This window comes from Paenibacillus roseus (assembly GCF_016424485.1).
Taxonomy (GTDB): Bacteria; Bacillota; Bacilli; order Paenibacillales; family Paenibacillaceae; genus Paenibacillus_D; species Paenibacillus_D roseus.
Genome location: NZ_JAELUP010000103.1, coordinates 894,497 through 907,715, shown reverse-complemented (window position 1 = coordinate 907,715; position 13,219 = coordinate 894,497). Strand labels below are relative to the sequence as shown.

Genomic DNA, 13,219 nt, shown 5'->3' with positions numbered 1-13,219 from the left:
CAAGCGGACGTATGCCGCGAATACATCAGGCATCAGCTTGACGGAAACCGGCTGAGCCGATACATGCAGCTCTTGAACGATCAATCAGTTCCCGCTTGTCGTACTCCACATACTGACCCGCGTAAGTTCGCGCTGGATCGCCAGAATAAAAACGCTCGTACAGCTCATGCCGGGCTCCCAGACGACTGCCAACCAAATCCCAGGCCAGCTTCAGAAGCTTGGCCCGCTCCTCCGCGCCGCGGTCAGCGCCGCGGTAATATTTCTGCAAATGAGAGCCGAGCGGTCCACTCAGGTCGCTGAGCCGCGATGGTGCCTGCAACATGCCTGAACCCGAAAGCTGCTGCAAAATTTCAATGGCTCTCGGATAATATTTGGTGCCCAAGTTTCTCGCTGCAACAAGCTCTTCTTTGCCTGGGAGCCATACCCCTAGAGGGTGAAGAACCGATCTGTGTTCGGCTGCATACCATAACGCTTTGACCGACTCCACCTGAAAAGCCAGCTCCGCCAGTTTCTCCTGCACATGAGCAAACTTCGTAATGCTGATCGATTCCGCAAGCTCAACGGCAACAGCCAGTACGAATTCCAGCTTGCTTGCCAGCCTGACGATAATCTCATGTTGGCCATATAAACTTGAGACCGGGTCGGTGCGCAGCCTCCACAACGTATCAGGATCTTCCTTCACCATCACCCGCTCCCACGGAATGAACGCATCGTCAAACACAAGTACGGTGTCCATCTCATCGTAACGGGAACTTAGCGGATGGTCTTCCTCGTCCAGGGAGGCAAACGACTCACGGCTGATTTGGTAAACGCCGGGGGTATTCGCAGCAATAATGAACAACAGCGCATACGGCTTCTCGGCTGCTGTTCTTCTGGAATTCGGTACAACCATGATTTCATCCAGATAGGCCCCGCCGGTAGCAAGCACCTTCGCTCCCCGGACAACGATCCCTTCTTCAGTCTCCTTGACTATGCGAACAGCGGTGTACAAATCCCCAAGTTCATGGGCGGGCTTGCTCCTATCGATTTGCGGGTCATGTCCGGCAGAGGCGATCAGCAGATCGTGATCGCGGACATAATTGAAATACTTTTCAATTCTTTCGGCATAATGCGGCTGCTCCTGATCAATCAGATGACGGTTCATATACAGTCCTGTAATTTGAGAGCGATAATAGCCCGCAATTCTGCTCATTACACCGAACGTCGCATCCGACCAGATCTTGAACGAACGTCCACGCCGGATAATATCTTCCTTATTGACAGGCACCAGATAGGCCAGATTCGCCCTGACGCCTGTCTCTGTCTCGAACATCAACTGCGGGCCTACAACCGGATCGTCCTGCAGGTCAAGGACGGAAGCAATCGTCTGGACAGTCCCGCGAAATGCGGGATGCCGCGGAATATCTTTGACAACTTCCCCGTTTAGCCATACTTGTCTGCCGTCTTGAATACGCTCTAAATATCGTGTGCCTGAAGACATTCCGTTCCCCCGCTTCCACCAAACAACCTCAATCGGACAAGTAGCCAGACCCGGAAAGAAAAAGGTCTTATTTCCCCGATTAGATTCAAGAAAATAAGACCTCCATACGTTTGGTTGTCCAAAATATAACACCTGAAGACATTTTATTATCTGACACCAGGATTTGTCAACATTTCCCTGTAAATCGTATTACTCGGACTCCACCAGGCGCTGCAAAGCAGCCAGTTTGTTGTCCCAATACTGCTCATAGAAGCCAAGCCAGCGCTTCAGCTCCAACAGTGGGGCTGCCTGCAAGGAGTAGCGCGTCTCTCTGCCCGCCTTGCGCTCACGGACAAGCCCGGCTTCTTGCAAAACACGCAAATGCTTGGAAACGGCTGTACGGGTAATCGGAAAATGACTGCTGAGCGCCGTCACCGACAGCTCTTCGCCCGACAATAGTTCCATAAGCTTGCGGCGTGTCGGGTCGGCAATCGCTTGGAAGACATCGTACTTCGGCAGTGGAGCCGTCATTGACCCTCAACCAGCGCGCGCAGCCTTTTATCGACCATCGGTTCCCAGCCGCCCTCCATCCGGCCGCGGATGACGGTATGCGAATCTCCAAATTCCGTTACCGTGTCAGCAGCCCATCCGGAGTGAATCAATGTAAATTCCGTTTTCCCGCCCAAATCTTTAAGCTCCATCGTAATTGTCCAGTCCTTGCCCCAGCGAAATGCCAGCCGATTAGGTCGGTCAACTTCAATGACTGTGCACGGAGACATGCCGAACTGCGCGGCATTCAGATGAAACTCATGACCTTCCACAGGCTCAAAATCATTTGGCATGAACCAGGCTTCCAGCCCCTCAGAGGTTGCAACAGCTTCCCATGTTTTTTCGATAGAGGCGTTAAAAACAACCGTCTTGCGTATATCCGGCAACCGGCTTTCCATATGTTCACTCATAACTTGAATAGTCCTCCTGTCATTATCAAAATCGATTCACTTCTTCATGACTCGTCCTATTGCTCGCCTTGCTTGAATGCCTGCTGCTATTGCCAGTCCCATTCATCAGCTAGCGGCAATTAGGAAACCTTTTGGTTTCGCTTAGTATATAACACCTTTTGGTTTCATGTCAAACAAGCTCAACAAGAAAAAGGAGGGAGCCATCCGGCAATTATACCGAATGACTCCCCTCTTCTTATAGCAACTGCGAATCAACAGGTCTGCAGAAAACGGAATCATCTTCTCCGTGTATCGGTCAGCCGGAACTGCCCAACCAACTGCTGCAACACCCCGGCAATGGCCTCCACATGCCCGGAAGTATTGCGAGCATGATTCATGACATGAGCCAATTCCTTCAATTTGTATTCCACATCGATCGAGACGCGCCGGCTTTCGATGCTGACTGCCGCAATTTGCTCCATCAAGGTCACAACCTCGTCCACAACCCTGGTTTTCAGCGTATCCTCAGCCTGTGCTCCGCCAAGAAGCTCTGAAGCTGCCGATACAAGCGCCGTACCTTCGGCCACAACCTGGTTCCCCTCTTCCATGGAAGCAAAAGCGCGGCCGGCACTCGAATAGATTTGCTGCACAATGCCCTTTACGTGATCCGTTGATTCCTTTGTCCGTTCTGCCAGCTTGCGGATTTCCGTTGCAACGACATTGAACCCCTTGCCGTGCTCGCCTACTCTGGCCGCTTCAATAGAGGCATTTAGTGCAAGCAGATTTGTCTGGCTCGATATTTCCTCAATGACATGGAGCACATTTTGAATTTCCTGCATCGTCTCCATGAATGCCGTAATCGTATTGTTCGTTTCCTTCACCTTCAACGCAATATGATCCATCTTGTCCCCAATCCGATCCACCTCGCTACGCGCAACGGCAATCTGGCCAGATGCCTGCTCTTCTAACTCCCAGAGGGTGCTTCTCATCTGATTGGCAACATCTTTGGCAACTTCAATATCCTTCAGTTGGTGACGAAGGCTGCCAATCATCTCATGGATTTTTTGATTAACGGAATGCGCTGTTCCTTCTGTAGAAGACGTCGACTGGCTCATTCGCGTCTGGCTTGACAGCACGTCTCCAGCTGTCATTTTCACCTGCAGCATGATTCCCTCCAGAGAGTCGATCATATTGTTAATCCATTTGGCCAACTCGCGAATCTCATCCTGATCAAACTGCCCGGTATCCAGACGCTGCGTCAGGTCACCGCTGCCCTCGGCGTTAATCCGAATAAAACGGTTAATATTTCGCAGCTGCTGGACAACCCGAAGGGAGCTTCTCCTGTGCAACAGCCGAATGCTTAAAATTCCATATCCGGCAGTAATGAGTCCGGCCAGCGCTGCCCCCGTTCCGACAGAGACAAGCGGCAGCAGGACGTACATGCCCACGACCATCAAAAATGTGAATAGTACCGCAAGCCCGCTATGGAGCCGGTTTTGTCGGTAAGAAATACTGCGAAGCCGGTATACTTCCTCCAAATCTCCTTCGCACATCATGCCCCATACATCCGGACAATGAGGAAGCTGGAAGGTTACCCCTTTCCCAATTACGGGAATATGGCGATAATCCGAATAGCCTGGAAACTCTACATACAGATTGCTTCCGTTGCGAATTGTATTCGCGACCCCAGGATGGAGCTCCCCTGTAGACGGGTCGGTGAATATCAGCTCCAGTTCAGTATGTTCTGTGACCGTTACGGTGCCCCACGCGGTCGTAATACCGTCCTTAAGGTTCTCGCCATGAGTAAAGGTTCGATCCTCGAACCGGCTTCTGGATAATGCCGTACCCGGTTGGATATCGGTCTGCAAGCCCGGCTTGGCCATAAAAATATAGTTGTCCCCCGAATCCGGATAGATATGACCGGATTCGCGCTGGATTAAATCGCCGATGACGTCATTGGGGACCCGTCCGCAAAGCGTTCCCCATCGTTTCCCGTCGCAGGAGAGCGGCAGCAGGAACATCAGTGTCATTTTGTCATGGAAGGCAGAAGATCGCGGCCCAAGCGCCAAAGTAACCGGGTCGGCATACGGTCCGTACAAACATTTTTGCCCTTCCGGGGGCGCCTCCGTATATATGAGCCCCCTGCCAATCTCGGACGAATGATTTGCACGCTCACCGCAAGTTGTGTGAACTATTCTTCCACTCGTGTCCAACATGAACAGTTCTGTAAAATCGCCTGCTCTCGTATAGGTCTCTCTGAACAGCGGCTCCAGCCCGACATTCAAACCATCAAGCCTATCTCCCGCTCGTTGCAACTGCACGAGCTGTGAGGCAAGGCGTTCCAGATGTCCCCAGCAGTCATCCGCCCATGATTGGAGCAGTGCCTTACGAGTCTGGGCAATGCCTTCAAAGCTCTCTTCGACATCCTCCTTCATACCGGAATTAAGCCGATAGGACCACCATAGCGGCATCCCCGTCCTCCATCCTAACCAATCAAACATGACATCCCCCTCCATCGACCTATATCTATATGTATCTTTTTACCTGTATGAAAGTTATTTTAACATATAAAGAAAATTTATTTAACATCGATGTAAGGTTACAACAAATAAATATTTTATCAAACTGATAAAAGGATCGAATATATGTCAGGCAAAGCCAGCGTATGAAAAAAAGGGCTGTCCCGAAAGTCAATTTGTGATTTTTCTAGCCTCACTTAAAACCGAATTTCATCGAAAAAAAGGACCTCAACCTCCACTTTATAGTGGAATTTGAGGTCCTTTTCGCTTAAAAATTGGGATGTTCCCCTACCGTGCGAACACTTTTGGGACAGCCCCTCCGTCATTTTTAATGAGAGGTTTTCTTACAGATACTAACGTACTGGGTATGAGTTTGCAAATCTTAAGCGTGAAGAAGCGTTTCAAGTTCTTCCAGATTCAAATTCGTCCACCCGACATAGCTGCTGCCGTCAGCCGAACCAACCTCAACAACCGGCACATGGCGTACTCCGTATTTAACTTCCAGCACATCTCTCAGCACATCATTGCCGTCTACGCTAATATTTTCATAAGCAATATTATGATTGCTGAGCAAATCTTTTACGCCTGCACAGTAATGACAACCTGTTTTGCTCCATAGAACAACTTTTTTAGTTGCTGACATGTTCTAGCCTCCTGGATTTTGTGTAACGGTTTTCCGGAACAGTCAGTCCCAAATTTCCTCTTAATGTATCGTCTTCATATTCCGTGCGAAAAATGCCGCGCTCCTGCAAAATCGGAACAACCAGCCGCGTGAAATCCTGCAACCCGTTAGGCGTGCCCGGATGGATAATGAAGCCGTCGGCTCCCTTTTCCTCATACCATTGCTGGATCAAATCCGCAACTTTCTCCGGCGTGCCGATGAATTTGCTTCTTGACGCAACCGAATTCAGCGCTACCTGGCGAAGCGTTAGTCCCTGCTCCAGCGCAGCCTGCTTGATCTTGTCGGTCGTACTGCGGAAGCTGTTGTTGCCCAAATCGCCCAGGTCCGGGAACGGCTCATCAAGCGGATATTGGGAGAAATCATGGTGCTCAAAGAAGCGGCCCAAATAATCGATTGCATTCTCGATAGAGATGAGGCTTACCATCTCCTGATATTTGCGCTCGGCCTCCTCCTCGGTCTCACCAACAATTACTCCGATCCCCGGCATAATGACAATATTATCCTCCGAGCGGCCTTGGGCGGCTGCGCGCGCTTTGACATCCGCGTAGAACGCCTGTGCCAATTCCAACGTCTCATGTCCAGTGAACACAGCATCGGCGGACTTGGCTGCGAGATTCCGACCGGCGTCGGAGGAGCCAGCCTGGAAGACGACCGGCTGCCCTTGCCGGGATCTGGCAATGTTCAGAGGTCCCTGCACGGAGAAAAATTCCCCACTGTGGTTCAGGCGATGCAGCTTCTCGGGATCAAAGAATTGTCCGCTCTCCTTGTCGCGTACGAAAGCATCATCTTCCCACGAGTCCCACAGCCCGCGTGCGACTTCCAGGTATTCCTCAGCAATCCGATAGCGCTCGGGGTGCGCAGGATGCTCAGCTTTGCTGAAGTTGGAGGCAGACCCTTCAAGTGGGGAGGTTACGACGTTCCAGCCCGACCTGCCCCGGCTGATATGATCGATTGAGGCAAATTGGCGGGCTACTGTGAACGGTTCGCTGTAAGAAGTGGAAAGCGTGCCAACCAGACCGATTTTGGATGTAACGGCGCCGATGGCCGATAATATTGTAATGGGCTCAAATCGGTTCAGAAAATGAGGAATCGATTTCTCCGTAATATACAGACCGTCTGCGATAAACACCAAATCAAATTTACCTTCTTCAGCAGTCAAAGCCTGCTGTTTGTAATAATCGATGTTGATGCTGGCATCAGCTATCGCATCAGGGTGACGCCACGCTGACATATTGCCTCCGACACCTTGAATAATTACACCCAATTTCAACTGTTTACGGTTTGCCATCTTACTTCCTCCTCTATTGGCATTATGCTTAAACTTGCACTTGAAGGGTTAGAAGGTTGCCTGCAGCTAAAGCACTTGCTTCAGCAACGGATGATCCAGCAACTGAAGCTTGTAGCTTTTGACCAGTGTGTTGCCGCTGTAGAATTCCTTGTCTTGCGCACGTTCGAAGCCAAGTCGCTCATACAATTTTACAGCTGACTCCATCATATCGGAGGTATGCAAGTAGAGCAGCGATGCCCCAAGCTCGAGCGAACGTCTTGCGCTCTCCTTGATGAGCAGCGTCGCAACTCCCTTCCCTCTCGCCTGGGGCGATACGGAAAGGAAACGAATAATGGGACTGTCGATGTGCAAATCGGCTCTCCCGTATGCCGCTTCGGAAGATAGAAACAGTTGTACACTTCCTATAATTTCTCCGTCCAGTTCGGCAATAAGCCTTGCTTTCGGATTGCCCTCGCGCACGGATAAGCGAATGGATTCCTTATATTGCTCCCAGCTTTGCTCGGGGAGCTTTTGTTCATACTGCTGATACGCCTCCAGCACTACCCGCAGCACGGCCTCTTTATCGGCCTCTTCGGCTTCGCGAATCGTAATAGCAGAAGGTTGTGCCACGATCATCACCTCGTTGTTGTCAATGAATGAAAACGGGATACCGCAAATTTGCTGATATCCAAGCTTGTAGAACCCTTGTTGACAAGATCGGCCAATATTTCGCCGACCACACTGGAAAACTTGAACCCGTGCCCGGAAAACCCACCCGCCAGCAGCACATTCGGATACTGCGGATGCCGGTCGATTATAAAATCATCATCCGGTGTAAACTCATACTTGCACACCGCTCCTCGAAGCAGCGTGCCCGCCGCCTGCGGCATATAAGCTTCTAATGCAGCACGCAAATCGCCCTCATCTTCAGGCAGACTGCCAAATGGCTTGAGCGGCTGCCCAGGCAGCCATCCCTCTCCGGTGTCATGCCTTCCGATCTTCAGTCCCGCTCCTCCGATACTTGGAAAGCCATAATAGCCGCCATACGGACTATTCAGCGTGAAGCCGGGGAAACGGTCGGCATCAAAGGCCGAAGTAGAGGGTTCGAACCAGCCAACCACTTTCCGCACCGGACGAATCGGCAAGTCGATAAAGCCTTTCAGTGTGCTAAACCAAGCACCCGCGCTGAGGATAGCATGATCAGCATAGAATGTGCGCCCATCCTTGATCCTCACAGCCGCGAACCTCTCATTGACCTCGATATGCTCGACCTCAGCATAGGTGAGCAATTCTGCTCCCTCGGCCAGCGCGGCTTGTCTATACGATCTTACGCACTGCTCGCTGTACAGGTAACCGGCACGCGGCTCATACAACCCTTTGAAATCATCCGTTAGCTGAATAACAGGCCAACGCTTGTTGATTTCATCCGCATTCAAATATTCAATGCCAAGATCCAAGTCTTGGGCGTCTTCCACACGCTGCTGGTAGGAATAAATACTTTCTGCGGAAAGGTTCAGCACCCCCGACTGGACAAGCAGTTCTGTCCTGGTCAACTCCTCCAACTCACGCCAAAGCTCATGCGCGCGCAGCGCCATCGCAATATAGGCCGGCCCGCCATGATACGCATGTCGGATGAGACGAGGCTCTCCGTGATGGCTGCCCTCCTGATGGGGAGGATCAAAGGCATCAATAAGCAGCGTACGAAGCCCGCTTCGCGCCAGATGATAGCCGGCGCTCATTCCCATAGAACCAGCCCCTACAACAATCACATCATAGCTGCCGCCGTTGCTCATACGACGACCGTCTCTCCCTTGCGCAGCAGTTCTTCAGACTTCAGCGCATCCAGAGCAAGCTGAGCCAGAAATCTGGCGCTGTATGGCAACGCATCCTCATTTAACGTAAAGCCCGGATGATGCCATTCCTGCGTCCCGGACGTACCCATAAAAACAAACAGACCCGGCGCCTGCTGCTGATAAAATGCAAAGTCTTCCCCGGCAGAGGATGGTACAGGCTCCACAACCTCAAGCCCCGCGGAGGAAGCCGCCTGCTTGCCCAGATTGGCAAGCAACGAATCATTCAACACCGGAGGCGGGCCTTGTATCCAGTTAAGCTGCGCCGTCGTATCCAAGGCGGAGGCAACGCCGTCGATGACCTGTGCGAACCGCTCCCTCACCCGCTTGCGAACGCGCTCGTCGAATGTGCGCAACGTCCCCTCCATAACCGCCTTGTCAGGGATAACATTCCAGGAATTCCCGCTATGAATCTTTGTCACACTGACAACAGCACTATCAAGCGGACTGACATTGCGGCTGACAACCGATTGCAGCGCCGTGACGATGTGAGCCGCAGCCACAATCGGGTCAATGCCTGCATCCGGAACAGCCGCATGCGTGCCAATGCCGTCTACCTGGATTTTGAAGCCGTCAGCCGCTGCCATTAGCGGACCGGACTTGATTCCCACCGTTCCGACAGGCAAATCAGGCTTGTTGTGCAGTCCGAATACAGCCTGCACGCCCTCCAAAGCGCCGCTTCTAATGACCTGCTGCGCACCTGTTGCCTTCTCCTCGGCCGGCTGAAAGATAAGCCGTACCTTTCCTTGAAGCTCTGCTTCCCGCTCCTTGAGCAACAACGCTGCGCCAAGCAGGGAAGCGGTATGAAAATCATGTCCGCAGGCATGCATCTTGCCCTCGTATACAGAAACAAACGGCAAGCCCGTCGCTTCCTGAACAGGAAGCGCATCGATATCCGCGCGGAGCGCAATAATCGGACCATCCGTCTCCTCGCTTCCCACCTCAGCTACAAGTCCCGTTCTCAGCGAATACGGGGCAATGCGGATTCCTGCTTCCGAAAGCCACCGCCGGATTGCCGCCGTCGTCTCATACTCCTCATTGGACAATTCAGGGTGCTGATGCAGCTCGCGGCGGATATCCACCAGTCTGGGCTCAAGTTCTAGCGATGCGGCTTTCAGCTCAGCATTTCCCATCTGCAGTTTCCTCCTCTACCGTTTTTCAGCGACCTCCGCAAAGGCCTCTTTCAACAGCTTAAATGAATTTATCCGCTTGTCAAAGATTTTAATCGGCGTAGTTACGATAATTTCTTCTACTTCGTATTGCTCCTGCAGTTCCAGCAGTTTCCGGCGCACTGTTTCCTTCGAGCCCTTGACCAGCTCAGGCACCTTTTCTTCAATTGTAAAGCTTTCATTAGTCTGGTTGCCGAACTCATTGGCATGCTCGATACTGGCAACCGTTATCGTTCTGCCGCTCGCGAGATGAATTTTCACCAGCTTCTGATGACTTGCCAGCTCCTGGGCTTCCTCATCAGTGTCGGCTACGATTACCGCTACAGCCAAAATCGGTGTCGGCGCTTCGCTTCTGACTGGATTGAAACGCTCTTTATAGACGGTGAACGCCTGGCGGGCCACTTCCTGGTCCGTATTGATAAATTGCGAGAACACGTATGGATAGCCAAGCTCGGCGGCAATCTCGGCGCTGCCTACGCTTGTGCCGAGTACAAATACCGGGGCCGGAACCGCAGGCAATGGAGCTGCGCGCAGCCCATGCAGCGGATGATCCTCAGGCAAATTATGATCCAGAATAAGCTGAAGCTCCTTCAACTTTTCCAACAAATCCTGCGCTTCGGCAACGCCGCGTTGCAGCGCCCTCGTCGAGCGCGGCAGACCTCCCGGCGCCCGGCCTACCCCAAGGTCGATCCGACCCGGAGCAAGAGCAGCCAGCACATTGAAATTCTCGGCTACCTTGTATGGGCTGTAGTGCTGGAGCATAACTCCGCCGGAACCTAGACGAATATGCTTCGTATGCGCCAGCAAATACGCAAGCAGCACTTCCGGAGAAGAGCCTGCCACATGTTCCGTATCATGATGTTCAGATACCCAAAACCGGTTGTAGCCAAGCTCCTCGGCCAGTTGTGCAAGCTGCAGTGAATGACGAAGCGCCTCCTCGGCGCTCTCTCCTGCAAATATCGGGCTTTGATCCAAAATGCTCAATTTAAGTCCCATAATGCTCGCTCCCCTTCCGGCAGCATGTATGCGTGCCGACTCTGTAATAATCATGTACTTCTATTATGAATCAAATGGAATAGCTCCACTCCTGAATGCTCCGTTTGAGAAATTGCCGGGTCCGCTCTTCCTTAGGTGTGCCAAACAGCTGATGCGGCGGACCTTCCTCGACCACGACACCGTCATCCATGAACACGACATGGCTAGCGACATCCCGGGCGAAGGCCATTTCATGGGTTACAATAATCATCGTGATGCCTTCACCCGCAATTTTGCGGATAACCGCCAACACCTCGCCGACCAGCTCAGGATCGAGGGCAGAGGTTGGTTCATCGAACAAAATAATCTCCGGGTTCAGCGCCAGCGCCCGGGCAATTCCGACCCGCTGCTGCTGGCCGCCCGAAAGGCGGCTCGGATATTCATTCAGCTTGTTGCCAAGTCCCACCTTCTCCAGCGCCTGTACCGCAAGCTCGCGAGCTTTTTGCTTCGGCAATTTCTGAACGATGACCAGGCCCTCCATCACATTTTCAAGCGCTGTCTTATGCTTGAATAAATTATAGTTCTGGAACACCATAGCCGTCTTTTGGCGTAAAGTATGAATATCCTGCTTGGAAGCGCGCTTGCAATCGACCTTGAACTGGTGAATGGCAACCTCGCCGTCATTCGGCCGCTCCAGATAATTGATGCAGCGCAGCAACGTTGTCTTGCCCGAGCCGCTAGGCCCGAGAATAGCGACGACATCACCCTGTTCCACGGTCAGATCAATCCCCTTCAGCACTTCCTGCTTGCCGAAGCTCTTCTTGATGCCAGTCAGTTTAATCATGCTACCCCTCCTCGGTTGTACACATTAATGCGCTTCTCTAGTATAGAAACACCCTTTTCAATTAACACCGTAATGCCCCAATACAGAAGAGCGGCAGCAATAAAAGCCTCGAAATATTTCCAGTTGGTTGTCGCCACGATATTGGCTTTCGCGAAAATCTCAACCGCAGTCACCGTAAAGGCAAGCGATGAGCCGTGCAGCATTCCGATCAGCGAGTTTGACAGGTTCGGCAGGCTGACTGCAAAGGCTTGTGGAAGTACGATGCGCCAAAGCGCCTGCGGAGTTTTCATGCCGATTGCATAAGCAGCCTCCAGTTGGCCTTTGTCAACGGCCAAAATACCTGAACGAATGACTTCGGACAGATAAGCCCCGGCAGTAATGGAAAAAGATATCAGAACAAAAACCAAAATCGGAATCGATGCCGACGTAAATGTCCAGCCAAAAGCGCCAGATATGGCATCTATAAGCGCCGGAAGCCCAAAATAAATTAGAAACAGATGCATAAGCATCGGTGTCCCGCGAATGAAAGTAACATAAAATGCCGCAATATGCTGCAGCACAGGAATCTTGTAAATGCGAAGCAATGCAATGATAGAGCCGATTACAAAACCGACTCCCACGGATACTACTGTAATAAACAGCGTCATCGGCAATGCGGAAAGCAACGCAACAAAAGAAGTCCATATAAAGCCCGGATCAAGTTTCATGCCTGCTCTCCCCCTTTCTTAAACTGCGGCAGCAACAGGCGCGGCAGTTGACGCTTTCTTGATGGCGTACTGGCCAGCTCCGGCTGATATCTTAACATTCGACGCTCAGCAAGCTGGAACAGCCGCTCCAGAATGACGCTGACGACGAAATAAATCAATGAAAGCGAAATATACACTTCAATGAAATGCTGGGTTGTCAAGCCCAGCGTCTGTGATTTTCCAGTCATCTCCATCGCTCCCAATGTAAAAGCAAGCGATGTGTCTTTCAGATTGGCAATTACAACATTCGCAAATACCGGCAACGATATCGCTACCGCCTGTGGCAGAACAATTCGGGTAAAGGCTTCGAAACCCGACATCCCGATGGCATAAGCCGCTTCCACCTGCCCCCGATCGACCGCGCCGACTGCGGCGCGGATAGCTTCGGAGATAAATGCCCCGCTATGCAGGGCATAAGTGAAAATAACGAAGGCCAGTACAGGTACTTTGGAGACGTCAATCGATATCCCTTTCAACAGCTCAGGCAGCCCGTAATAAATCAGAAACAACTGAATCAGAATCGGCGTCCCCCGGAAAAAAGATACATAGATCACAGACAGACGCTTGAGCACCGGAATATTATACATCCGTGGAAGGGCGACAATCAGGCCGACCACGAGCCCCAACACCACTGAAGCCGCAACGATAAACAATGTGATTTGCAAATAACCCAGCAGCTTTGGAATAAAATCCAGAATGTAAACGAACTCGAATCTTCTTCCCATTACGTTCTCGCCCCCCTTCCATAAGACCTAAAGTGTGTTGCTATC

At 51.7% G+C, this 13,219-nt stretch carries 13 protein-coding genes; all 13 read right to left on the bottom strand.

Translation table 11 applies throughout. The features are described 5' to 3' along the window. Positions 1–25 precede the first annotated feature (25 nt). The 13 genes from JFN88_RS21205 to JFN88_RS21145 all read right to left on the bottom strand — a co-directional run bounded on the left by JFN88_RS21205 (position 26) and on the right by JFN88_RS21145 (position 13,174). Positions 26–1,480: a 4-hydroxyphenylacetate 3-hydroxylase family protein gene (locus JFN88_RS21205; RefSeq protein WP_199021253.1), complete on the bottom strand. Its 1,455-nt coding sequence runs from the start codon at positions 1,478–1,480 to the stop codon at positions 26–28. A 189-nt stretch (positions 1,481–1,669) separates the two neighbouring features. Beyond that, positions 1,670–1,990 (bottom strand): ArsR/SmtB family transcription factor, encoded by a 321-nt coding sequence (locus JFN88_RS21200; protein ID WP_199021252.1) that lies wholly within the window; start codon positions 1,988–1,990, stop codon positions 1,670–1,672. Then, positions 1,987–2,418, bottom strand: a complete 432-nt coding sequence (locus tag JFN88_RS21195; RefSeq protein ID WP_199021251.1) for an SRPBCC family protein — start codon at positions 2,416–2,418, stop codon at positions 1,987–1,989. The genes JFN88_RS21200 and JFN88_RS21195 overlap by 4 nt, the downstream gene beginning before the upstream one ends. A 275-nt stretch (positions 2,419–2,693) precedes the next feature. Beyond that, on the bottom strand, positions 2,694–4,898 hold the full coding sequence (locus tag JFN88_RS21190; protein ID WP_199021250.1) for a methyl-accepting chemotaxis protein: 2,205 nt from the start codon (positions 4,896–4,898) through the stop codon (positions 2,694–2,696). 400 nt (positions 4,899–5,298) lie between these two features. Continuing rightward, the gene (locus JFN88_RS21185; RefSeq protein ID WP_199021249.1) at positions 5,299–5,559 is read right to left on the bottom strand and encodes a glutaredoxin family protein; all 261 of its coding nucleotides are present in this window, start codon (positions 5,557–5,559) and stop codon (positions 5,299–5,301) included. After that, entirely contained in the window at positions 5,546–6,886 is a 1,341-nt protein-coding gene (locus tag JFN88_RS21180; protein WP_199021248.1) for an LLM class flavin-dependent oxidoreductase, read from the bottom strand. Before JFN88_RS21180 ends, JFN88_RS21185 begins: the two co-directional genes overlap by 14 nt. 66 nt (positions 6,887–6,952) lie before the next feature. Beyond that, the gene (locus JFN88_RS21175; RefSeq protein ID WP_199021247.1) at positions 6,953–7,501 is read right to left on the bottom strand and encodes a GNAT family N-acetyltransferase; all 549 of its coding nucleotides are present in this window, start codon (positions 7,499–7,501) and stop codon (positions 6,953–6,955) included. Beyond that, the gene (gene solA, locus JFN88_RS21170) at positions 7,501–8,658 is read right to left on the bottom strand and encodes an N-methyl-L-tryptophan oxidase (RefSeq protein WP_199021246.1); all 1,158 of its coding nucleotides are present in this window, start codon (positions 8,656–8,658) and stop codon (positions 7,501–7,503) included. Before solA ends, JFN88_RS21175 begins: the two co-directional genes overlap by 1 nt. Further along, positions 8,655–9,848, bottom strand: coding sequence for an amidohydrolase (locus JFN88_RS21165; RefSeq protein ID WP_199021245.1), 1,194 nt, complete (start codon positions 9,846–9,848; stop codon positions 8,655–8,657). Before JFN88_RS21165 ends, solA begins: the two co-directional genes overlap by 4 nt. Positions 9,849–9,863: 15 nt before the next feature. Beyond that, entirely contained in the window at positions 9,864–10,880 is a 1,017-nt protein-coding gene (locus JFN88_RS21160) for an LLM class flavin-dependent oxidoreductase (protein ID WP_199021244.1), read from the bottom strand. Positions 10,881–10,950: 70 nt separating this feature from the next. After that, positions 10,951–11,703 (bottom strand): amino acid ABC transporter ATP-binding protein, encoded by a 753-nt coding sequence (locus tag JFN88_RS21155; RefSeq protein WP_199021243.1) that lies wholly within the window; start codon positions 11,701–11,703, stop codon positions 10,951–10,953. Continuing rightward, positions 11,700–12,410 (bottom strand): amino acid ABC transporter permease, encoded by a 711-nt coding sequence (locus JFN88_RS21150; protein ID WP_199021242.1) that lies wholly within the window; start codon positions 12,408–12,410, stop codon positions 11,700–11,702. The genes JFN88_RS21155 and JFN88_RS21150 overlap by 4 nt, the downstream gene beginning before the upstream one ends. Continuing rightward, positions 12,407–13,174 carry an amino acid ABC transporter permease gene (locus JFN88_RS21145; RefSeq protein ID WP_199021241.1) on the bottom strand — a complete coding sequence of 256 codons (768 nt, stop codon included), beginning with the start codon at positions 13,172–13,174 and terminating at the stop codon, positions 12,407–12,409. The genes JFN88_RS21150 and JFN88_RS21145 overlap by 4 nt, the downstream gene beginning before the upstream one ends. Positions 13,175–13,219: the final 45 nt, after the last annotated feature.